General features: G+C 53.9%; 18 protein-coding genes and 1 pseudogene. 14 read left to right on the top strand and 5 right to left on the bottom strand.

What is annotated here, in order from left to right:
- Positions 1-24 precede the first annotated feature (24 nt).
- Positions 25-873, bottom strand: coding sequence for a hypothetical protein (locus ACYVO7_RS21315; RefSeq protein ID WP_460451796.1), 849 nt, complete (start codon positions 871-873; stop codon positions 25-27).
- A 37-nt stretch (positions 874-910) separates the two neighbouring features.
- Between ACYVO7_RS21315 and ACYVO7_RS21310 the strand changes: the two genes are divergently transcribed.
- Complete coding sequence (locus tag ACYVO7_RS21310) at positions 911-1,216, top strand: helix-turn-helix domain-containing protein (protein WP_460451795.1); 306 nt, start codon at positions 911-913, stop codon at positions 1,214-1,216.
- A 183-nt stretch (positions 1,217-1,399) separates the two neighbouring features.
- On the opposite strand, the pseudogene ACYVO7_RS21305 reads toward ACYVO7_RS21310, so the two are convergent.
- Positions 1,400-1,702: pseudogene (locus tag ACYVO7_RS21305) on the bottom strand (transposase); the annotation flags it as partial.
- Between the two features lie 214 nt (positions 1,703-1,916).
- Between ACYVO7_RS21305 and ACYVO7_RS21300 the strand changes: the two are divergent.
- The 3 genes from ACYVO7_RS21300 to ACYVO7_RS21290 are packed head-to-tail and all read left to right on the top strand — an operon-like array spanning position 1,917 to position 5,927.
- Entirely contained in the window at positions 1,917-3,308 is a 1,392-nt protein-coding gene (locus ACYVO7_RS21300; RefSeq protein ID WP_460451794.1) for a polysaccharide biosynthesis/export family protein, read from the top strand.
- Positions 3,309-3,360: 52 nt separating this feature from the next.
- Entirely contained in the window at positions 3,361-4,938 is a 1,578-nt protein-coding gene (locus ACYVO7_RS21295) for a glycosyltransferase (RefSeq protein ID WP_460451793.1), read from the top strand.
- A complete protein-coding gene (locus tag ACYVO7_RS21290) occupies positions 4,935-5,927 on the top strand; it encodes a polysaccharide deacetylase family protein (RefSeq protein ID WP_460451792.1) in 993 nt (330 codons plus the stop codon). The genes ACYVO7_RS21295 and ACYVO7_RS21290 overlap by 4 nt, the downstream gene beginning before the upstream one ends.
- A 9-nt stretch (positions 5,928-5,936) precedes the next feature.
- Here the strand turns inward: ACYVO7_RS21290 and ACYVO7_RS21285 are convergent, their stop codons facing one another.
- Entirely contained in the window at positions 5,937-6,677 is a 741-nt protein-coding gene (locus tag ACYVO7_RS21285) for an FkbM family methyltransferase (RefSeq protein ID WP_460451791.1), read from the bottom strand.
- Between the two features lie 86 nt (positions 6,678-6,763).
- Here ACYVO7_RS21285 and ACYVO7_RS21280 point away from each other — a divergent pair, with 86 nt between their 5' ends.
- The 8 genes from ACYVO7_RS21280 to ACYVO7_RS21245 all read left to right on the top strand — a co-directional run bounded on the left by ACYVO7_RS21280 (position 6,764) and on the right by ACYVO7_RS21245 (position 17,145).
- The gene (locus ACYVO7_RS21280; RefSeq protein WP_460451790.1) at positions 6,764-7,528 is read left to right on the top strand and encodes a metallophosphoesterase family protein; all 765 of its coding nucleotides are present in this window, start codon (positions 6,764-6,766) and stop codon (positions 7,526-7,528) included.
- A 196-nt stretch (positions 7,529-7,724) separates the two neighbouring features.
- On the top strand, positions 7,725-9,953 hold the full coding sequence (locus ACYVO7_RS21275; RefSeq protein WP_460451789.1) for an AAA family ATPase: 2,229 nt from the start codon (positions 7,725-7,727) through the stop codon (positions 9,951-9,953).
- Positions 9,954-10,165: 212 nt separating this feature from the next.
- Complete coding sequence (locus ACYVO7_RS21270; protein ID WP_460451788.1) at positions 10,166-11,284, top strand: hypothetical protein; 1,119 nt, start codon at positions 10,166-10,168, stop codon at positions 11,282-11,284.
- Between the two features lie 8 nt (positions 11,285-11,292).
- On the top strand, positions 11,293-12,282 hold the full coding sequence (locus tag ACYVO7_RS21265; RefSeq protein ID WP_460451787.1) for a glycosyltransferase family 2 protein: 990 nt from the start codon (positions 11,293-11,295) through the stop codon (positions 12,280-12,282).
- A gap of 364 nt (positions 12,283-12,646) precedes the next feature.
- Positions 12,647-13,330 (top strand): right-handed parallel beta-helix repeat-containing protein, encoded by a 684-nt coding sequence (locus ACYVO7_RS21260; protein WP_460451786.1) that lies wholly within the window; start codon positions 12,647-12,649, stop codon positions 13,328-13,330.
- A 65-nt stretch (positions 13,331-13,395) separates the two neighbouring features.
- Entirely contained in the window at positions 13,396-14,802 is a 1,407-nt protein-coding gene (locus tag ACYVO7_RS21255; RefSeq protein WP_460451785.1) for an oligosaccharide flippase family protein, read from the top strand.
- 341 nt (positions 14,803-15,143) lie between these two features.
- Entirely contained in the window at positions 15,144-16,079 is a 936-nt protein-coding gene (locus ACYVO7_RS21250; protein ID WP_460451784.1) for a glycosyltransferase family 4 protein, read from the top strand.
- Positions 16,069-17,145: a glycosyltransferase family 2 protein gene (locus tag ACYVO7_RS21245; protein WP_460451783.1), complete on the top strand. Its 1,077-nt coding sequence runs from the start codon at positions 16,069-16,071 to the stop codon at positions 17,143-17,145. The genes ACYVO7_RS21250 and ACYVO7_RS21245 overlap by 11 nt, the downstream gene beginning before the upstream one ends.
- On the opposite strand, the gene ACYVO7_RS21240 is transcribed toward ACYVO7_RS21245, so the two are convergent.
- Positions 17,102-18,052: an NAD-dependent epimerase/dehydratase family protein gene (locus ACYVO7_RS21240; RefSeq protein WP_460451782.1), complete on the bottom strand. Its 951-nt coding sequence runs from the start codon at positions 18,050-18,052 to the stop codon at positions 17,102-17,104. The genes ACYVO7_RS21245 and ACYVO7_RS21240 overlap by 44 nt on opposite strands.
- 181 nt (positions 18,053-18,233) lie before the next feature.
- Positions 18,234-19,358, bottom strand: a complete 1,125-nt coding sequence (locus ACYVO7_RS21235) for a glycosyltransferase family 4 protein (protein ID WP_460451781.1) — start codon at positions 19,356-19,358, stop codon at positions 18,234-18,236.
- Between the two features lie 568 nt (positions 19,359-19,926).
- Between ACYVO7_RS21235 and rfbB the strand changes: the two genes are divergently transcribed.
- The gene (rfbB, locus tag ACYVO7_RS21230; RefSeq protein WP_460451780.1) at positions 19,927-20,985 is read left to right on the top strand and encodes a dTDP-glucose 4,6-dehydratase; all 1,059 of its coding nucleotides are present in this window, start codon (positions 19,927-19,929) and stop codon (positions 20,983-20,985) included.
- Positions 20,986-20,989: 4 nt separating this feature from the next.
- Entirely contained in the window at positions 20,990-21,877 is an 888-nt protein-coding gene (rfbD, locus tag ACYVO7_RS21225) for a dTDP-4-dehydrorhamnose reductase (RefSeq protein WP_460451779.1), read from the top strand.
- The last annotated feature ends 8 nt before the right edge of the window (positions 21,878-21,885 follow it).

The following is a 21,885-nucleotide window of genomic DNA, read 5'->3' as shown; positions in this document are numbered from 1 at the left end:
GTCGGCCGGATCCATGGCGGCCTCCTACACGGCGACGCGCTGTTCGATGAGACGGGCTCCGGCCACCGCCAGCCCGGCCTCCAGGTCGGCCAGCGCCAGCCGGGTGACGAGCGTGGCGACGTCGGCGTCGCGCCACAGCCTGGCGTCGTCGCGATAGGCCTGCTGCAGCGCCGCCCGATCGACAACCTCGACCGAGACGACCCGTTTAAGCCCGATGCGCCGGCCGGCCGAACCCGCCCGGGGCGCGGCGTCACCCGTCGTCGGCAGGCCGGCTGCTTCCGCCGCCGCCCAGGCGGCGAGCAGGAACGGCTCCAGCGCCTTCTTCATCCAGGTCTTCGCCGCCTGCGCCTCGGCCACCACCGGCTTCCACGTCGCGTCGACCGAGCGGCCGGCCTCCAGCGACGGGCGCTTGGCCGCCGTGCGGGCGTCCTCGGCCGCCTTCTCCAGCGCGGCGAAGCGGGCGGCGAAATTGGCCGCCTTGTCGGCCTGCACCTGGGTGGCGACGCCGCCGCCGATCAAGGCGAGCCAGCGCTCGCCCGCCTCGCGCAGCTCGGCGGTTTGAGCCATAATGACTTCATGCGGCGCGGCGCCGATTCTGTTGTGGCCGATGCCGCTCAGGCCGGTGGGCGGCGGCTCGTCCGGCCACGGCTCGCCGCGCTCGGCCACAGCCACATAGGTCTCATAGGAGATGGGATGACGGCAGCACCAGGTCCACACGTCGCACGGATGCACCGGGACGGAGCCCTTCAGGGCCCGGATGGCGTCGCCCTCGGCCCAGATCGCCACCGGGGTCCACGGTCCGCCGCGCCGCGCGCGCATGCGGTAGTAGCCCGGGCGGGGGTCGTTCTCGTGAAATGCAACAGAATCTGACATCGAATTCCAGTCCGTCTCATTTGTTGGACTTTTGATCGTGAAATTTTGGCAAGATTGTGAACCGATCACCGGTTCTCAAATAAGGGCGGCTAGGGCAATGCTTAACTGGCCCGCCACTGAGTTGGCCAAAAGGTGCGGTGTAGCGCGCACTACGATTCTCGGCTTGGAGAGAAGCGGAGGCGTTCCAGCTAGCCGTGCGGAAACTATAAGAAAGTTGAGAGTAACTTTTGAGCTGGCGGGAATAGAGTTCATTGGTTCGGAAGGAGACGGGCCCGGGGTAAGATTATGGAAAATGGAGGAGAGAACCTCAGTATATCACGATCGTAATCAGCGAGTTGTTTAAGCTCGGCAAAGTTTCGAGCACATCGGAAAGAGGATACCTCATTCTCTCCACCTGCCACTCAGTTGATCGATCAGCGCCCGAAACGTGCTCGTATACCCATGCTGCTCTGCGGTTCGGAGTTACCCAGCAGCTTTGTGTCCAGACATGCTAAAAATGCAGCGGCGGTCATGTCCCACGGAGTGGTGTAGCTGGCCTCTGCACGTAGGCCTTTTGGACCACGCCTGTCAGGGCCTTCTCGGCCAGCCGCAGCGGCTCCAGGAAACCCGGCAAATAGCTGCCCTGGCGCAGCTTGGGGATGCGCAGCTCGACAGTCCCGGCGCGTGTCTCCCACGCCCAGTCACGTTAACCATTACGCTGCGCCAGCCAATCGGGGCTCTTCTCCCCGTCGCCGGCCCCGGTCAGGCCGCCGACCTCCATCTCCATCAGGCGCTCGGCTGCAAAGCCGATCATCTCGCGCAGGATATCCGCGTCGGGCGTCTTTTCCACAAAGCGTACGGCAGCGGCACCTGACCTCGTACGCCGTCGCGGTAACGAACTTCCGTGTGCCGCTGCCTCGAACCGTTATAGAGGTGTTGGAGCTTTGTTTCCCAGGCCGCCCATCAAATCGGCAAGAAGCGACTTATAAACACGCTATGCTGCGCCCAGACCCCGGGATCACGCGGGAAACGCTAATGTCGGCGGTCCGATGTGCACGTCCGAGATGGACCCGACCCTCGGAATTTTCGGCGGCCCGAGCACTTATTTACAACTGCCTCGTGGGGATGGTAAACTAGCGCCACAATGTATGATCGAGATCGTAGGGTTTCGCAATGTTAAATGGAAGGAACTGGGAGTGGGCACCAAACGGAGCGCAACGGCGCTGGCATTATGCTTCATAGCGTATAGCCTTCCTTGTCCCGTACAAGCCGAATATCGCTTGCAAGCGGGTGATGAGATTGAGATAAACATACTCAACCTATCCGACTCCAAAACAGCTGGAGTAATTGAGTCTGACAGTACACTAACAGTTCCGTTCTGCGGGCAGATGAAAGCGGGCGGTTTGACGATCTCTGAGTTCCGAGATTCAGTACAAGATGCAATCACCAAAAAGTCTATAAGAAAGGTGTCCGCATCCGGGCAGGAGATAATATTCATCATTGATAAAGAAGACATCAATGTTCGGATACTCAACTTTCGGCCTGTTTACGTTACAGGCGATGTCGCGAAACCTGGAGAAATTAAATTCCGACCTGGACTGACGATCCCTCAAGCGATTGCGTTAGCTGGAGGGCTTGATGTCATGCGGATTAGAATGGAGAATCCATTTCTAACTTCGATTGATGAAAAGGCGCAATACGAAACCCTGAGGATCGAATACGCAAAAGAGAGTCTTCGTCTCCTCCGGCTCCAGGCCGAAGCGGAGGGCATTAATGACTTCGCTCCACGTGTCAACTTCATGGGCTTGCCGCGAGCGGTGGCTGAGCAGATGGTTGAAACGGAAAAGCAGCGATTTCAAATCCGACGCATGGACCTCGAGAAAGAACGAGCCTCATTACTGAGGCAAAAGGCTCAGGTTGAGAAGCAGCTATCTGACTTGAGGGACCAGCAAATAAAGGAGGAGGAAGGTGTACAGGCTGACACTGCCGAATTAAGTGCGGCTACTGACTTACTGAAACGTGGAACTACGATAACCACGCGGGTCACCGATTCACGCCGAGCGTTATTATTGTCTTCAACGCGATATCTTCAAACAACATCACTGATATCGCAGAGGCAGCGAGAATTCGAAGAGTTATCTCGCAGAATCGAAAAGAACGAAGATATTCATAAATTAGAACTGAATGCCGAAACGCAGGAGACCAGAGTTAAGCTCGACTCTATCAAGAGCAGGATGGTTGCCTCTTCAGAAAAGCTAGTCTATACGGGAATGGTGAAATCGCAGCTTACCCGTGAGGGTGAAGTCAGTCCGCAAGTGACGCTGACACGTCGGAACGGCGGATTGTTGATCAAAAAAGCCGCGACTGACTCATCCGACTTGGAGCCAGGTGATCTGCTCGACATTTCCCTTCGATCTCTCCTGCAAGAGGAGCCATCGCGGCCTACGGGACGGTAAGGGATCTTTACCAATTTCCAGAAACTCGCGGCCTCACTATGGTAAGGAGTAGATGAGCAACAACTCAAGAGCCAATCCAAATTCGGTGTGCGTCGTTGTTACAACCTACAACCATGCAGGTTTTCTGAGGAGAGCAGTTGAGAGCATCTTAGAGCAGACTGTCCCCGCAAACGAGATAATAGTGATAGACGATGGATCAACCGATTTTCCCGGCGACACCATCGCCGATTATTGCATGGTCCGTCTAATTCGACAGGAAAACCAGGGATTGTCCCAGGCGCGGAATCGGGGCGTAAGTGAATGCAAGTCGAGGTACATCATCTTTCTTGATGCTGACGATAGGCTCCTTAATACCGCTATACAGACTGGCCTGGCTTGTGCAAGCGAATATCCGGACGCCGCCTGTGTTTACGGCGGACACTTGCGAATTCTATCATCTGGCCCTTCTGTGCAGTCTTATAGGGCAATGGGTGTGGATCCTCTGTCTGATCTGCTAGCGGGTAATGTTATTGGGATGCATGGCACGGTTCTATTCAGGAAAGAAGCAATTACGGAAGTGGGAGGATACGATCCAGCGCTTCGGATGTGTGAAGACTACGATATATTTCTGAGGATCGCCCAAAGCGGTGCGCACATAAGATCCCATGCTAATGTGGTTGCCGAATATTACATCCATGAATCTAATATGTCCAATCGCTATGCGAAGATGCTTGGGTCAGCCCTCTCGGTGCATAGGCGCTATCGCCCAGCTGAATCTGACGCAGTGCGATGGTCAGCATGGGAGAGCGGCCGACGGGCCTGGATTGGCTACTACCTTTCTCAAGCCCTTCACTCGAAACGACCTACTGAGTTTGCGTCAACACTGATTGTTGCGATCCGCTCAGAGCCTGCTCGCACTGCTAAATACGCGGCCGAATTCTTTAGTAAGACAGTTTTTCTTTTGCCACCAAAAGCTAGACGTTCGCCACCCCGCAGATCAAAGAGACGCATTGATTTTGGAGCCTTCTGTAAACCGTGGCCAATAAGCCTCGACTTTGGCTGGGATCGAGGAACACCTGTTGACCGATATTACATAGGAGAGTTTCTGGCCGCAAATAAACTAGACATCAAAGGGGTTGTGCTCGAGGTCGGAGATTCGCAATACTCGACCCGGTATGGGGGCCAAAATATCAGTAAGCAGGAGATTTTGCATGTTGATTCGGCGAACGCTTCTGCAACCATCGTTGGTGACATAAGCGCGAATGATGTTCTTCCAAAATGTGCTTTTGACTGCATTGTTCTTACCCAAACTCTTCAATTTGTCTTTTGCTTTGAAAATGCGCTAAAAAATATTTACGAAGCGCTACGACCAGGGGGCGTGTTGCTTCTGACTGTTCCGGGCATCAGCCAGATAGACCGCGGGGAGTGGGGGCACCAATGGTATTGGTCTTTCACTTCGCCATCTATTACGACCTTGCTAACAAGGGTATTTGGCTATGGGAACGTCTGCGTTAGCCAGTTCGGCAACGTATATGCCGCCATTGCGATGTTGGAAGGTTTGGCTATCGAAGATACACAGTCAGAGCTCCTCGCGATCAACGATGCAGCATACCCTGTGATTGTAACGGCTAGGGCCGAGAAACGCACATGATCGAAAATTTTAGAAATTTTCTCCCTAAATCGCGCGGAACATCGGCCTCGCGTACGCGGCCCTGTATCTTGATGTATCACAGAGTTGGCGAGGCGTTATCGGATCCCTGGGGAATGGTTGTGAGTCCGCTCAATTTTGCTTCCCAGATGAGGGCGTTAAGAGTTGGTCGAGAGTGCCTGACCCTATCTGAATTTGTGGCGCGTCTTAAAGCCGGGGCTCTTAAACCGGAGTCAATCGCGATTTCATTTGACGACGGATATGTCGACAACCTAACAAATGCCATGCCAATTCTGAAAGCGTATGACTTACAAGCGACGCTTTTTCTGACGACTGGCGCTACGGAAAAGGGGGAGCCTTTCTGGTGGGACGAACTCACAAGATGCTTCTACATGGGCCGCAACACGGAAATTTCTGACGGTGCTACCGGCGAACTCTCAAAATTTGCCAGGGGGAAGGTGGTTAGGAATGAACGGTCCTGGCGAGCATGGGATCCCCCCCGCAGTCCAAACGACCAGGCGTATCAGCAATTGTGGCGAATCATGAAATTTATGCCGGCTGATCGGCGGGCCGCGTTGCTCATACTGCTCAGGGAACTCTGCCAACCCGCTAGGTCCGACGATCTCTGCCGAGCTATGAATTCAGCTGAGCTAGCCCAGGCCGCACAGTCTGGGGTATTCTCAATAGGCGGACATACCGTTTGCCACCCGTCTCTTCCCAGCATAAAGAGGGATCTAAGAAGCTTTGAAATTTGCGAGGGGAAGAAACAGGCGGAAAGAATAGCGCGAAAAGAAGTTGAGGGGTTTTCATATCCATATGGGGATTTCGATCGCACTACGAAGAACATGGTATCAGAAGCAGGGTTCAAGTGGGCTGTTACAAGTCGCTTCGGAACGGTAAAAAAAGTATTTTCTGATCCTTTCCTTTTGCCTCGAGTCGGTGTTCCGAATATCAGCGGCCCGGAGTTAATGGAAATGATTGCTCAAAGGTAAAAAAGTATCTTAGTAGAAGAGGCTAGCGAAGCGATTACGAAGCCGTTGAGTCTTTGAAGACCGGGTAGCCACTAGAAATGAACGGAAACGACTCTCATCGGTTACTTCTACATGGAAACCTGCCGAACGGAGCCGGGACACAAGCCCTAATCCTTTCTCCTCCGAGCCTAAGTCAAAATGCAGCTCACCGACAATCGTCTGTATGCGACTAAGAACGTTTGTATCCGAGCTTGCAAATACCTCAAACTCGGCCCCTTCGATATTGAATTTCAATAGTCCGCATTGTTGGCCTGACGAATGACTCTCAAAGATGTCCTTCAAGCTAATCGCTGGTACAGTTAGCTTCTCCCCCGTAAGAACGTTGTCTGGACCACCCGACACCACAGTCGTATGGCCCCAAGTCTCCGACGCTTTATGCAATGTTGTTTCTCCTGTCGATGGACCCACTGCAGCATGTAAGATATCGACTTTGGTTTCGAGACCATTCAACAACGTATTTATCTGTAGAAGCCGTCCGGAGATCGGTTCTGGTTCGATCGCCAAGACCCGGCATTCCGATGTTGTAGCGGCCAATAATGTGAATGCGCCAATATGCGCGCCAAGATCTAGCACAAAAGTGCCCTTGAGCGGGGGGTGAGACCTCAGAACTCGCGAAAATAACGATTGACATACCCACGCGATGTTCTGCTCATCAACAGAGCCCAGACGCGTGAGCATCGACAACGGTCCATTTTTAACGATTTCGTACACTCGGTCCTCCTCTGGCCGACGCCGCTCATGGCAGTTGAATCGTAAAACATGTATTTTAAGGCGTGTGAGTCGATATTACAACATGCATGTCTGAAAGAACGCAGACGCTCGTTCCAGATACGAGGACTACGTTGTACGCAATTGAAAGACGTTCGTTGTTAGCCCCGCTGAAGATAAGAATATATGCTGTCGGGGACGTGCATGGCAGGGCAGACCTCTTGAAAGAGAAGTTTGCGGCAATCGATAGGTTCGAGTCAAGCAACCCGGTAAGGCGCCCGTTTGAGGTTTATCTAGGCGATTATATTGATAAAGGCGCTTGGTCACGCGAGGTCCTTGAGCTACTCATATCAAGAGAACGGGCTCGCCTTAACGTGATCTGTCTTCGCGGAAATCATGAGCAATCACTACTTGACTTCCTGGACGGAACCGGGAGCTTAAGCGAATGGGAAGATATTGGTGGCCGACAAACGCTTAAATCCTATGGGATCGCGGGCTCTTTTGCGGAGACCGAAGGCGGAGTTCGTAGGAAGCTGCGATCGTGCCTACCTGCGGCCCACCAGAACTTCCTACGACGCTCCGGGACATTGTTTCGATGTGGATGCTTCGTTTTTGTGCACGCCGGAGTGCGGCCCGGGATTCCGATTGATCTCCAAAGCACAGACGATTTGCTCTGGATTCGTGAGCCTTTCCTGACAAGCTACAAAGACGAGCTGCCTATCGTTGTACATGGTCATTCCATTGTTGAGCGGCCGGATCTTAGACCTAGCCGTATAAACATCGATACGGGTGCATACGCAACTGGCCGCCTCACATGCCTTGTACTGGACCACGAAATCATCAGATTCATTTGAAGCCGCGATTGCAGATCGATCGTGCGAAGGGGCCGGAACTGTCCGGCTCCGCATGAATGCCGCGAGGTATAGGAAACTGATCGCGATTGCCGAGTCCGAGCGAACGTGATAATGAACGGTCTCCATCGCAAGTGGCGGGCGACGGATAAGCCGTGCGCCGACTGTGGTCGAGGTGCCGGCGAGTCAGGAAATATTGATGCTTCAAATATCGGGTTCGCGCCCTGGTTCGATTGATGATGTCTATTTCCGTTCTCGGGAGGGGGAAGGCCACCTGTTCACCTTAGGTGACGTGGTTTCGCTCGTTAAGAGACATTGGCCGCTAATTGGCGCAGTTACAGGCGCCGCTCTCACGCTGTGCCTTATATTCCTACTCGTGACGACTCCGCGTTACTCCTCAATTGCGACAATTCTGATCGATACTCGTAAAAGCCAACCATTCCAAGCTACGTCGGCTTATGCAGATTCTCAGCTCGAGGGCGCTGCCGTAGAGAGTCAGGTGGAGGTTTTGCGATCCGATGCATTAGCACTGAAGGTCATCCGAGCTCTTAAATTGGCCAACATACCTGAGATGGCGGGCGCAGCAAATGAGGTAGCCGCGGGGGAAGGGAGAATAGGGCCTGTAAGCTCGATGGAAAGAGATGCACTCAAGAAATTTTCTGAGAGCGTTTCGGTCAGACGTGTAGGCCTTACCTATGTCTTGCAGATTGAGTATTCTTCAGATAGCCCTGCCTTATCAGCAAAAGTTGCGAATGCAATAGCGGATGCGTACATAGTGGGCGAACTCGACGCTAAGTACGACGCAACCAAGCGTGCGAGTTTATGGCTCAATGACAGAATTAGCCAGCTTCGCGAGCAGGTGGAAAATTCCGAAAGGGCAGTTCAGAACTTCAAGGCGGAGCATCGATTGGTATCAACCGGTCGGGGAACGATCAATGATCAACAACTAGCGGATGTGAACAATCAGCTGGTTCAGGCGAACGCAGTGCTGGCGGAGGCGCAGGCCCGCCTTGAGCGAATTCGAGATGTAGCCCGTTCTGAGCTCCCCGACGCCTCAGTAGCTGATGCGCTTAAAAGCGAGTTGATCACGCGACTCCGTGGTCAATACCTCGATCTCTCTTCGAAGGAAGCCGACTGGTCAACAAGATACGGAGCGAACCACGCCGCCGTCACAGCTGTAAGAGGCCAGATGAAGGATGTCAGGCGGTCCATCGCAGAGGAGCTTAACCGAATTGCCGAGACTTATCAGAGTGATGTCGAGATTTCGCGCGCTCGTCAGATTTCGTTGCAAAGAAGCCTCGACACTTTGATCGAAAAGTCTGAAGTAGCCGGTCAAGCGCAGGTTAAGTTACGCGAGTTGGAAAGTACGGCCCAGTCAATCAAGACTACCTACGAGAGCTTCCTACGACGCGCGACGGAAACTGCGCAGCAACAAACCATTCCACTTACCGAAGCGCGCGTTATTTCGGCTGCTGCTGAACCGACGAAGAGGGCTTTCCCGCGTGTTGGGTTGTTCCTGTTTGGATCTACTCTTATTGGATGCATAGCGGGCGTCGCCGTAGCGCTAGCGCGAGACGCGCTCGACCATGTTCTCAGGACTAGCAGGCAGATTGAAGGGTTCCTGGGAATCGAATGTTTCGGGGTCATTCCTGCCATCAATGGCCTAACAATGGTCAAGAACCCAGTCAAACGTGACAGTGTAGCCCCCACTGACCAAGTGCTAGTAGGACTGATGGGATATGCCATCAGTGCCCCATTGTCGCGCTTCTCTGAGACCTTGCGTAACGTCGTTGTATCACGGGATATAGAAAGCGCGAGGCGTGACGTTCAAGTGATCGGTCTGATCTCTGCCCTTCCGGGAGAAGGGAAGACGTCTGTCGCCTTCAACTTAGCGCAGATGGCCGCAAATTCAGGTCGCCGGACAATGCTAATCGACTGTGATCTTCGTAACCCACAGTTGACCCGTGACTTAACGTTGGAGATGGAAGGCGGAATTCTGGCCGCACTTTCGGGGGCGCAAAGCTTAGAGACCCTGGTCTGGACTGACGAAAAGACGGGGTTGAACATCCTGCCGGCGGGATCCACTCCTGATTACTCTGATGCCGCAAGGACGTTATCGTCGGAAAACCTCAAAAGTTTGATCAATGTGCTCCGCACTGGCTATGAGTTGATTATAATTGACCTTCCACCTGTGTTGCCCGTTGTCGATGCTAAGGCTTCAGCTCACTTGTTCGACGGATATGTTTTGGTGGTTGAGTGGGGAAAGACATCAAAGGACGCAGTCGCAGAGGTACTATCCAGATCGCTGCCCTTTCACGGACTTGTGCTGGGGACGATTTTGAACAAAGCAAACGTTTGGGAGTTGCGTCGGTTGGAAACAGATCGAGGTGACGCCTATAATAAATACTACAAGGATGTGCCCTCTTGAATCTCGGCCTCGCAGCGCGTACACGGGAGGTTAGCGCTAGGCTTCGCTGGGAGCACAACGTGCGGGTTTTTACAGTCGCGCTGGTTGTCATCCTATCCAGCTTAGCATCTAAAGGGTACGTATTCGCGTCAATGATTGTAATTATTGGGATATTTTGGCCATCGATAACGCCTCCTCAGGAAGTTCGATCGCTCATATACTGTGTCATAGTCTTGGCATTGCTGGTCTTGTTGGTTGGGATTTTCAGTTCTGGTTCAATTTATGGTATTGCAAAGGACGTTTTTTACTTTTCGGTATTTCCAGTAGCTCTAATTGCTGGTATCGGCGCAGGACGTGGCCTTATCCCCGGGGATTTAAGTCTTCCGTTAATGTTATCAGGCGTCGTTGCCGGTTGCATTTTTCTCTGGGGCACTACGGACCCTTCGCTGGCGGGCTTGCCCCGAGATGAATACAGAGCTGCAATCGGCTTCGCATCTCCGTCGGTCATGTTATTACCTTTCGCCCTGAGCATACTCTCGTTCAGAAAATCAAGCTCAATTGTAAGTGTGGTTTTAGCCTGTGTCTTGTTGTCGCTTATTCCCCTGCTTATTTATGTTGCGGACTCTCGGTCCCAGTGGGTCATTTTCGCCGTCGGGCTGATCGGGTTTTGCTTACGAAGAAGGCCGCAGACTCTTTCACTGCTTTTGATTATCATCATCGCACTTGTTTTGGCGTTGGCACTTCCTGTTTATACAGTTTTTGTTTCCCAGCGAGTTGCACTCGAGATTGTTTCGCAATTGCCTGGATTTCTTCGCGAATGGATACCGTACCCGTATTCTGGGTTGGGCGACATTAATGACTTTTGGAGAGCTTTTGAAGGCTACGCCGGCTACAAATCATGGGCCGACACGGGCCTTTTTGGTCACCTGTTTGGGCGGGGGGGTGGCGCTACAAGTCCGCTTGGGCTTGGCATTAAGCTTGGGCCCGATCCGGAGTCAACCTTCACTGAGGTGCCGGTCTTTCATAACGGCTTTATCTACATTTTGGTGAAGGCCGGTATTGTAGGAGTGCTGTTACTTGTTCGCTGCCTAGCCTTGATGCACAAGCTATGCTTTAGCTACAGGCCTTATGGCCCGACAATGCCAACTAAATTCCTTATCATAGGGTCTATCGTCCTCACATTTCCAACTACATCTGGATGGTTCAGTCCAGGCGGTCTAAATCTCCTCACTGGTTTTCTGTTCGGACTTATGCTCAGGGCGGAGCAAACATCAATGGTGCAGCCTCGTGACCATTCAGCAACGGTCGACCAAAGCCGACATACATCAAAAACGATCCATGGCGAAGGATGATTCTAGATATGGCTGAGAGCCCTTGTGAGCCGAAGATTTCCATCATTATAGTTACCTTCCGGTCGGCAAAGCTCATCGAGCGGTGTCTCCTGCCGTTGATGGCTCTCGACGAAAAAATTGCTGAAATAATTGTTTGGGACAACCAAAATGAACCGGAACTTCAGGATATTATCAGAGCGCAATTTCCAAGGGTCAGACTTTATGTTAGCGACGAGAACTTAGGGTTTGCCCGGGCAAATAACAGATGTATGGAACTGTGCGGTGGGAGCTATATTTTTTTATTGAATCCAGACGCATTCCTTCGGGACGCCAATGACATACAGCCGCTCATTGAGATGTTGGAGTCAGATGTCAACGTCGGGGCTGTTTCCCCAAAGCTGATCAACGAAGATGGGTCTCATCAGGTCGGCGATTGTGGATGGCGCTTTACTGTAATGAACTCGGCGGCCCATCTATTAGGGATACATCGCTTTTTTGGCTCAGTGAAGTCAATCTACTTGTCGTCTCCACCTCTGCTGGCCTTGCATCACATTGACGTTGATTGGCTTTGCGCAGCGTGTCTTTTAGTTCGGAAGGTAGTAGTCGAGCAAGTCGGTGGTCTCGACGAACGGTTTTTTATGTATGGCGAGGACGTGGAGTGGGGTGAAAGAATGAGAATGCGAGGCTACACCCTTAGGTACTGTCCTAATGTCGAAGTCCTTCATCTTCAAGGTGGAACCCAAAAAACGGGCGGGAGATTCTTTTCGGACAAATGGATTGAGAGCCTCCTTGTCGTGATCGGGGAACGCCAGGGTACTTTGGCAGCCTTTGTAGTCTCAATTATTGGGTTCATCGGTTTTTCCTTGCGCGCTTTGTTGTCGGGTCTCAGGCAGATATCCGTCAAAAATGAACGGCGCGTGCGGTACCCTTATTGGTACTATGCAATGGCATTTCTGAAAAGAGCGGTGGCAATTGGGCCATCTAAGACGCTTGGAGGCCGAAAAAATGAGGCGTCGTGATGTTTTCTTGACTGCTGCTAGCGCAGTACTTACGGCTACGCCCGGGGGCAAGCCGTTCGCGCTTAGCATACCTGCGAACAAGGACCCCGGTAAAGACAAAACAGTGGAAATCCAGTCTGCAATCGATTATGCTAATCAACACGAGCTTGGTATTGTTGTGCTTTCACCTGGGATCTACCCTGTGAAGGGGCTGACACTACGGGATCGTGTGGTTCTCTGCGGCTCGGGACGAGGTGTAAGTACGATTCTAGCCACTGGCGAGTCTTCGACGTTGATCAGAGTCGCCGCTGGTCCCGTCCGGTTCTCTGGTCTACGAGACCTTACGTTGAGTGCCGGTCAATGGGGATCCAGGCCGGTATCGGGCATGCGAGCGATCAACATAACAGCAACACCGTCGACAGTTGGTTTAGCTCACGGCGGCTTGTGGTGGTCCTCATTTGAGAGGTTGGAGATCGTCAACTTTGAATCCGGCATCGAGTTAATCGGTGGAAAGGAAGACTACCTCCTTCCGAACCAGTTTCTGACGTTTCGCGATATCGCGGTTGTGAATTCAGCGACGACGCAGCTGGGATCCGGATTGCATATAGAAGGCCAAGCCGGCCAAATCGTATTTCAGCAGGTACATTTCGACTTCTGGGCGGAAACCGGCGGTATCGTAATCAAATTGGTACAGGGCGGTCGTGTGGGGGGGCCTGTTCCGGCTGCGATAAGTTTCGAAACGGTCACGTGCCAAAATGGCAGTCTGGGTGTTCTGGTCGATGGCTGTCAGAATATATCTTTTAGAAATTGCTGGTTCGAGAACCTCGACGAGGGAGCGAGGGTCAATGCAACGTCGGTATCAGTCAACATTGACAGCTGCCGTTTTGCCAATTCGGGAAGGACCGGGGCGGCCATTCGATTTGAGAAGCAGTCCAGCGGCGCTGTAAAGGGTAGCGTATTCGCCGGCTCTCAAACAAAACGAAGCATCCTTATTGACCGGGATGCGGACGTATCTGTGGAAGGAAACCAAATTATCTGGGGAGCTGGTCCGGGCGCGGATCCAAGATGAGCGATATGGGTTCGTTAGGAGGCCAATATCAAGAGGGTTTTCAGAACTGAGATCAGGGAAAAAAGATGCCATTCCGAAGAAATATCGTAATCAATTTTTTGAGTTCGGTCTGTCCCGTTGTCATTATGGTCGTGGCAACGCCGATCTACATTAGAGAATTGGGCAGCGCGGCATTCGGTGCTGTGGCGCTAATGTGGACCCTGATCAGCTACTTTACCTTTTTCGATTTTGGTTTTGGAAGGGTGATTGCAGCGGAGATATCCTCGACATCGCGTGCTGAGGTTCCGAGACGTTCAACAGTCTTCTGGACAGGTTTTCTATTTCTGTCCCTGGTATCCGTTGCGCTTGGCGGCGGAGCCGTTGCAGTTATATACTATTCGAGCCTGTCAGAAAGTTGGAAGTTGTCGGCTTTTTGGTTTACAATCACTATAGCCCTGATAAATATCGGGACTGTACCGCTCGGGGTCTTGGAGGGATCGGAACGTTTTCACGTTGCAAACGTTTTTAACATTGCGAATGCGATTGTTGGAAACTTAATGCCAATCGCGTTCTTCTATTTGCTAGAGCCCGCGGCAGTGTGGATCTTTTTTTCGTCCGCATTGATTCGCATTGTGGCAACTCCGCCCATTGTGCTACTGGCCTTGAGACAAGCGGGGCTTCAAGTCAGGCCTATAATCTCCAAAGTGGCATTGTTTGAAATGGTCGGAAGGGGATCCTGGATTGCGGCAACAACTCTGATTATTCCGTTATTGGAGACGGTTGACCGCCTGATCGTCGGTTACCTTCTCGGAGCCACTGCTGCTGGATATCAGTCCATTGCCTATAACTTCGTCAGGCTGATTAGATTAATCCCTACTAGCGTGTATCGCACAGCGTTTCCTCGATTTTCAGCTTTGGGTTACGACGCAAGCGTCGAATTTGCGGAGCATGCGATTTTTTTGTTAAGTGTCATCGTTACTCCGGTTATCGTAACGTTGGCATTACAAAGTGAGCCGATTGTAAAGTTGTGGATAGGGGAGGAGTACGCTCGCGAGACGGCCCCCATAATTTCAGTGATGTTGCTTGGGCTTTGGCCTAACTGCGTTGCAACTGTTCCTTTTGCCAGACTTCAGGCGACAGGTGGACAAGCGAGAATTGGAAAACTCAATTTCGTCCAGGTAGTCCCGTATTTTGCGTGTTCAGCTGCGGCATGTTTCCTTTTTGGTCTGGTCGGAGCAGCGGTTGTCTGGACGGCGCGGGTCTGCGTGGATGCGCTGATGCTGTTTTCGGCAGCGGGCCTGCTCCGTGTTGGGCTTCGCAACCTTGTACCATCGTTGACACTGATAGGCGTTGCCTTCCTGTCGACGACTGCAGTGGCACCTTTGGTCTGGGACAGATCGGTGTCCGCCGCTCTCTTGTGCGTATGTTGGTTGCTGTATATATTTATTTTCAAAGGTCGGCAGCTTAGGCGGGCCTATTCGGAGCTTTCCTGAGTGAAGTCTATCTATGACGGCTACAGAGGTATATTGGGATGTGGCGCTGGCGATGGAAATCGTACCCTGCGGTCGCGCACGCATCAAACTCGGGCGAACAAAGGCTGCAACTGCCTTCGGGGCAAGAGCGAACCCGTATCGCGGTACTGTTTCCTGGTGACCCGGCCGATCCAAGGGTATGGTCTGGTATTCCATGGTTTATGCATCACGAGTTACAGAAGAGAGCCGATGCTACTTACATTCCGGGCCCAAGACCATTCATTTTGAGGGTTGCGCGCCGCCTTGCGAAGCTGAGTAGCTCACGTAAATGGTCTTCTGATTGGGATCCTTTCAAGACTCTAATGATATCCCGATGGATTGGTAAATGCCTTTCCCGGAAGCTCGCCCAGGAGGAGTTCGATGCCGTTCTCTGTGTCGCAGTGTGCGAGCAGATTGCATATCTCGACGTGCAAATCCCCATTTTATATTATTCCGATGCAACTGTCGAAGCTATAAAGGATTACTATCCTGAGTTCAGGCCAATGGGTCGCCGGAATAAACGATCGTGGGATCAACTTGAGCGCTTGGCGTTAAGTAAAGCCAAGTCTGTGTTGTACTCAAACGAGTGGGCCCGAGCATCGGCTTCCACATCTTACGGCGTCGAAGAAAGTAAGACCGCAATCGTTCATATGGGCGCTAATTTGCATATATCTGCCGGGCCAATCCTGCGGGCTCAGCGGCCCAGATCTGAGAAGTCGGTTCGATTGTTGCTGGTCGGTGTACATTGGGACCGTAAAGGCGGCGATATTGCGGTGGAGGCAATTAATTGCATCAGGAGATGGGGATACGACGTGACGCTCACAGTCGTCGGATGTAAACCCGGCCGGGGAAGTGTTCCAGACTGCGTGAAAATAATTGACTTTGTCGACAAGACGAGCACAAAGGGGCTGGAGTTCTTCAACTCACTCTATAAAGATTCGGACCTGTTTATATTCCCCACTCAGGCGGAGGCGTCTCCGATCGTCCTCTGTGAGGCAGCGGCTTTTGGACTTCCGGTCGTCGCGACGAATACGGGTGGAGTTTCTTCCATCGTTGCTGATGGGACGACGGGCTTGCTTTTGGCTGAAGGAAGCGATGGAAACGCGTTCGCTCAGGCCGTAATCGATATCTGGTCAGATAGAGAAAGATATTATGCGATGTCTTGCGCCGCAAGGTCGAGATATGAGTCAGTCCTGAATTGGAGAAATTGGGCCGACCGGGTTCTCTGCGTGTTGGACGAGGTAACCCGTGAAGTGTAGAATAACGGACCCAGGCAGCCCTTTTGTTTCTGTCATTGTGCCTGCGTTCAATGCGGCCGGGACACTTGAGACCACGATGGGATCAGTTTTAGATCAAACCCTCGAGGATTTTGAATTAATTGTTGTTGATGATGGATCAAGTGATCGCACCGGTGATGTTGTTAGGCGCTTAGCTTGTGACGACCGTCGCATCATATATCTACGCAAGGTGAATGGAGGCGTCGCGAGCGCAAGGAATGCGGGTTTAGCTGTCGCTTGTGGAGAATATGTTGCCTTTCTCGACGCGGACGACGTTTGGCACCCTGAGTTCCTAGAACGGATGTCCGGAAGTCTCGCATCGTCCCCAGAGAAGGTCGCCGTCGCCTACTGCGGTTCGAGGATAATCGACGAAAAAGGAATGGTTATTAAATCGAATCCAAATCCTAGGCAATCTGGAAATGTCTTCGGGCAGATGCTTGTGCTCAATTTGATCGGAAACGGGAGTTCGATGTTGCTCCGTCGTTGCGTGTTGACGGATGAATTAGGTCGCTTCGACGAGGAATTGCGAGAGGCTGGACTGGGCGGTTGTGAGGATCTGTTACTTCAGTTGAAGTTGGCGAGGAAGTTTGAATTTGTAAGAACGCGTGGAATGTTGGTCGGCTATCGTTGCGTGTCGAACTCGATGTCTGATGACGGGATACGAATGGTCCGCTCTTACGAGCATGTCCTCCGGTCGTTTCAAACGCCCGCGACAAGAAGATTCATCGAGTGGGGGCTCACCCGGTACTTGTATTCCATGGCCGTTGGGGAAGTCAGCAATCTAAGAATCCTCCGAGGCCTGTATCTGCTTAAAAAATCCCTGTTCACGTCGCCCATCTTAACTGTTGCATTAATTGGGGAGTTGATCTTATTTGGGATCGTTAGAAGGATAGTTGCGCGGTTCCGGTCCGGTGGAGTTAGCAGTAAGTCGTTCTTTTCTTGTTGTCCGGATGAAGGCGAAATTCAGTGCCGTCCCGTCGTCTCGTACCTCCTTACCCGTGCATCTAGGTTCGATCCGAAATCTGATTATCGCGAAACCACGCAATAGTTCTGATTACCCCTTCCTCAAATGGCACCTTGCACGACCATCCGGGCAACACGGTGGAAGCGAGACTTAGGTCAGGGCACCGGTTTGACGGATCTTGCGGGGCGGGGGATGCATGGAGTATGGCGCATTGTGGAAAGCATGACTGAATAAAACGCGCAACGTCAATAACGGAGACTTCGCGATCATTTCCAATGTTTAAAGGGCCGGGATACTCGGTCCTATCTCTCCAGAAATACCGCTCCAGGCCGCTGATGATGTCATCGACATAACCCCAGCTTCGAGACTGTAGGCCGTTCCCATAAATAGTAAGTGGCCCTCCTCTCATTGCTTGAGCTATAAAGTTCGAAATTGCTCTCCCATCATCGATTTTTGTTCTCGGTCCATAGACGTTGAATAGCCTCACGACCTTTACACGCGTACCATGTACACGGCGCGCCTCGAACAGAATTGATTCAACGCACCGCTTACTTTCGTCGTACGACGACCTAGGCCCGGTGCAATCGACTGATCCACGGTATGTCTCGGGTTGCGGGCTCACCAGCGGATCCCCGTAAACTTCAGATGTTGATGTAAAGCAGAATAGCCCGCCCGGCTTGAGAAGATCGAGCAGCCGCAGTGCGCCGAGTACATTGGAGGTGACAGTTTTGATTGGATCTTTCATGTACCAGGACGGCGAAGCTGGTGATGCAAGGTGGTAAATTTCGTCAAACAGGACAGAGCTCGAAAAATGTTCAACATCTTCGTGAACAAAGATGATCCCTCGTCTTTCGGCATACCGAAGATTACACCGGGTCCCGGTCCAGAGATTATCCAAAACAACTAAGCGTGTAATTTCGTCTCTTTGCAGGAGCCTATCGACTAAGTGCGAACCTAAGAAGCCTGCACCGCCCGCCACCAGCACGTCCATCTGTACACCTTCGCGGAATTACGGTTGAACTTACGGTTGACATGATCCGTCGTGTTTCGGGAACCCTCCTGAGCCAGGCGGATCTCGCACTTCGAGCAGCGATCTTTAATTTTAACACGCGGCTCACACAAAATCAAATCTGCGTCGGTCATGTACTGCGCCAATCGCTTCCCAAGATCACCTAGGGGCCAAGTCCGATAAGGTCGCGTATTGCCGCGACGAACGCGCTTCGAGCAGCTTGCTCAGTGAATTTGTCGTCGTAAATCGTTGCACTCTCTTTGCCCCGAAGGCGGACTTCATGCGGATTTTCCACAGCATACTGTATGCATCGGGCGAGATCACTTGAATCATTGGGACGAAAAAACCACCCGGATCGCGGGTCCTCGACTATTTCCGACAGGCCACCATGTTGCGCCGCGATGACAGGACGCGAACAAGCCATGGCTTCTATGGCAACAAGTCCAAACGACTCTGGGCGACGTGATGGTACCACAAGCACATCGCTCCAGAGAAGAGCATCCAGAGGATTATCATCGAACGCACGTAACTGGATTGTTTTCGCCAAATCCAATGAAGCGATTCGGCTCTCTAGGGCAGAGCGCAAGCCGGTATCCGAAAATTCACTGCCTTGCACACGGACATCCAGTCTTTCTTGAATCTCAACGCTTAAACGACTTATTGCCTCAATCAGAAGGTCTTGTCCTTTCCATGCGTTCAAACGCCCTAGCATCAATACGCGAAGAGGCCGTTCACCGTTATACCCAGGCGCACTCCTGTGCGGGGGACAAATTGCGACGCCGTTCAGGGCAACATGAATTCTCTTGTTGCTGGGGAGCGCAAAAGAGTTACGTGTGGAGTTAGAATTGAATAAGACCGCGGCGCCTGAGAACGATATCAGCGCTCTCAATATCGGACCGGTCATTACGCTTGGAATCTCGTGTATGTGTACCAAGCTGCTCCGCGATATGAAGCGGGTGGCAGCAATATAATCGACCACAACCGAAGTGTTGATATAGATCAAATCGTATTCTTTTGCCCGGTACCAAGCCTGCATGACGCGAATAGGATACCGAACGAGACCAGAAAAAATCATTTTCAGTAGTTCAGCTTTTCTAAGCACGAAGAGTTTTTCGAAAATTATTTGGGATGCAAGTGGCACTAGATGGGCAACTATCGAGCCTTGTTGCGGAAGCACCACATCAATAGTTGAGAAAGGGTATTCCGACCGCAGCCAGGTGACGGCTTGAATAAAGGTCCGGTCAGACCCATACAATTCAAATCCTTGGTGGACACAAAGGATGCGCATAAGCCAATTAGCCTTACTTTGATGATATGTTGTGGGCAAAGGGTGTTTGACCTGGGGTGACCCATACACCCTGGGCTCCTGCTTCCCGTTGCGTGTAGCGGATCCAGACTTTGCGGAGTCGATTAGCATGCAGTTTGCGTCCACGGCAAGGGAGAGTTCGGACTTAAGCCACAGTCACGTCACTACGCACGGCCATCCTTTCCGTGTGCGGCATTGATGATTTCGCGAGGGCGTCCGTGTCTTGTAGAGCTGGTGTTGGTTTCGTATCAAGTTGCGCTGGTTTGTTCGAGCATGATCGGGGAGAATGTCGCTGCCGTTCGCGCCTAATCTGCCGGACTTTCCGTTTGCGTTCGTGGTGAGCTTCAATTCCGAGATGTACATTCAGCGCGGGTCGGTGTAGCTTTCTCAAAGTCGGTTGTGCTGGTCAAAGTCCCGCTCGTGGCCGATCTGGGGGCGATCGTTATGAAAGTCAGGTTGATCTCGCGAGATGGATGTGAGGCGCTTTGCGGATTGGTATGTCCTGAGCAGCGTCGGCGACATTTAGACGTTGGAGAAATAGGCGGGTAAGATGCGAATTCTAGTCACCGGCGGTTGCGGCTTCATCGGCGCCGCACTCGTGCTTCATTTGGTAAAGGCGCTCGGGCACGAGGTGCTCAACATCGACGCCATGACGTATGCGGCCAACCCGCTGTCGCTGGCGCCGCTGGCCGGCGATCCGCGCCACCGCCTGGTGGAGGCCGACATCTGCGACGGGCCGCGGATGCGCGCGCTGCTGTCGGAGTTCCGACCTCAGGCCGTTATGCATTTGGCCGCCGAGAGCCATGTCGACCGGTCGATCACCAGCCCGGGTGCCTTCGTGCGCACCAATGTGATGGGCACGCAGGCGATGCTGGAGGCGGCGCGCGGCCACTGGGACAAGCTGCCCGCGGCCGAAAAGGATGCCTTCCGCTTCCTGCATGTATCGACAGACGAGGTCTATGGCTCGCTCGGTCCGGAGGGGTTCTTCACCGAGGAGAGCCGCTACGATCCGCGCTCGCCCTATTCTGCCTCCAAGGCGGCGTCCGACCACCTGGCCCGCGCCTGGGGCGAGACCTATGGGCTGCCGGTGCTCATCTCCAACTGCTCCAACAATTATGGCCCGCGGCAATTCCCGGAAAAGCTGATCCCGCTAATGATCCTTAACGCGCTGGAGGGTAAACCGCTGCCGGTCTATGGCGACGGGATGAATGTGCGCGACTGGATCCATGTCGAGGATCACGCCCGGGCGCTCTGCGCCATCCTGGAGCGCGGCCGCGTCGGCCACACCTATTTGGTCGGGGCGCGCTCGGAGCGCACCAACATGCAGGTGGTGAAGGCGGTGTGCGCCGCCTTCGACCGGTTGCGGCCGCAGGCTGCGCCGCATGAGCGGCTGGTCACTTTTGTGACTGACCGGCCGGGGCATGACCGGCGCTACGCCATCGACGCGACAAAGGTGGAGCGCGAGACGGGCTGGACGCCACAGAAGAGCTTCGAAGAGGCGCTCGCCGAGACGGTGGGCTGGTATCTCGACAATGCCGGCTGGTGGGGTCCCGTCCGCGACGGCGTCTATCAGGGCCAGCGACTTGGCCTCGCGGCCGCCCGAGGCTGATCCGATGCGCATCCTCATCCTGGGCGGCGGCGGACAGGTCGGCCTTGAGCTGCAGCGCTGCGGCTGGCCGGAGGGTGTCAGCCTGCACGCGCCGGGCCGTGACGCCCTCGACATTACGGACGAGGCTTCCGTCGAGCGCGCGATCGCACGGGGAGGCTACGCGGCCGTCGTCAACGCGGCCGCGTATACGGCGGTCGACAGGGCTGAGCAAGAGGTCGGCGCCGCCTGGCGGATCAACGCCCTCGCCCCCGCCCTGCTGGCCGCCGTCGCGGCGCGGGCCGGGGCGCCGCTGGTGCATGTCTCGACGGACTATGTCTTCGACGGCGCGGCCGGCCGTCCCTATGAGGTGGGCGATCCGGTGGCGCCGCTTGGCGTCTATGGGGCCAGCAAGGAAGGCGGCGAGCAGGCGGTGCGCACCGCCCATCCGCGGCACGCCATCGTGCGGACATCCTGGGTGGTGAGCCCGCACCGGGCGAATTTCGTCAGGACCATGCTGCGGCTGGCCGTCGAGCGGCCTACACTGCGCGTCGTCGACGACCAGATTGGGACGCCGACCGTCGCGGCCGACCTCGCGGCGGCGCTGGCGACGATCGCGCTGCGGCTGGCTCAGGACCCGGCGGCGCCGGTCGGCACGTTCCATTTCGCCAACGCGGGCGAGGTGACCTGGCGCGGCTTCGCGGCCGAGATTATGGCACTGTCGGCGCGCCGCGGCGGCCCCAGCGCGCCGGTCGAGGGCATCGCCACGGCCTGCTTCCCCACGCCGGCGCGGCGGCCGCGCAATTCACGGCTGTCGACGGCGCGGATCGAAGCGGAGTACGGCGTCCGGACCCGGCCCTGGCGCGAGGCCCTGGGCGACGTGCTGGACGAACTCATCGGGCCCGCACGGGCGTGACGACATCG

The sequence above is a fragment of the Alsobacter sp. SYSU BS001988 genome, assembly GCF_054796215.1.
The sequence above is the reverse complement of the archived record's forward strand: the minus strand, read 5'-3'. Positions and strand labels throughout refer to the sequence as shown.

Bases quoted from the DNA above. Each gene is read 5' to 3' on its own strand.
- ACYVO7_RS21240 (WP_460451782.1), bottom strand. From the start codon at position 18,052: ATGGACGTGCTGGTGGCGGGCGGTGCAGGCTTCTTAGGTTCGCACTTA.
- ACYVO7_RS21235 (WP_460451781.1), bottom strand. From the start codon at position 19,358: ATGCGCATCCTTTGTGTCCACCAAGGATTTGAATTGTATGGGTCTGAC.
- rfbD (WP_460451779.1), top strand. From the start codon at position 20,990: ATGCGCATCCTCATCCTGGGCGGCGGCGGACAGGTCGGCCTTGAGCTG.
- ACYVO7_RS21300 (WP_460451794.1), top strand. From the start codon at position 1,917: ATGGACCCGACCCTCGGAATTTTCGGCGGCCCGAGCACTTATTTACAA.
- ACYVO7_RS21255 (WP_460451785.1), top strand. From the start codon at position 13,396: ATGCCATTCCGAAGAAATATCGTAATCAATTTTTTGAGTTCGGTCTGT.
- ACYVO7_RS21315 (WP_460451796.1), bottom strand. From the start codon at position 873: ATGTCAGATTCTGTTGCATTTCACGAGAACGACCCCCGCCCGGGCTAC.
- ACYVO7_RS21275 (WP_460451789.1), top strand. From the start codon at position 7,725: ATGCTTCAAATATCGGGTTCGCGCCCTGGTTCGATTGATGATGTCTAT.
- ACYVO7_RS21260 (WP_460451786.1), top strand. From the start codon at position 12,647: ATGCGAGCGATCAACATAACAGCAACACCGTCGACAGTTGGTTTAGCT.
- ACYVO7_RS21280 (WP_460451790.1), top strand. From the start codon at position 6,764: ATGTCTGAAAGAACGCAGACGCTCGTTCCAGATACGAGGACTACGTTG.
- ACYVO7_RS21295 (WP_460451793.1), top strand. From the start codon at position 3,361: ATGAGCAACAACTCAAGAGCCAATCCAAATTCGGTGTGCGTCGTTGTT.
- ACYVO7_RS21250 (WP_460451784.1), top strand. From the start codon at position 15,144: ATGATATCCCGATGGATTGGTAAATGCCTTTCCCGGAAGCTCGCCCAG.
- ACYVO7_RS21290 (WP_460451792.1), top strand. From the start codon at position 4,935: ATGATCGAAAATTTTAGAAATTTTCTCCCTAAATCGCGCGGAACATCG.
- rfbB (WP_460451780.1), top strand. From the start codon at position 19,927: ATGCGAATTCTAGTCACCGGCGGTTGCGGCTTCATCGGCGCCGCACTC.
- ACYVO7_RS21265 (WP_460451787.1), top strand. From the start codon at position 11,293: ATGGCTGAGAGCCCTTGTGAGCCGAAGATTTCCATCATTATAGTTACC.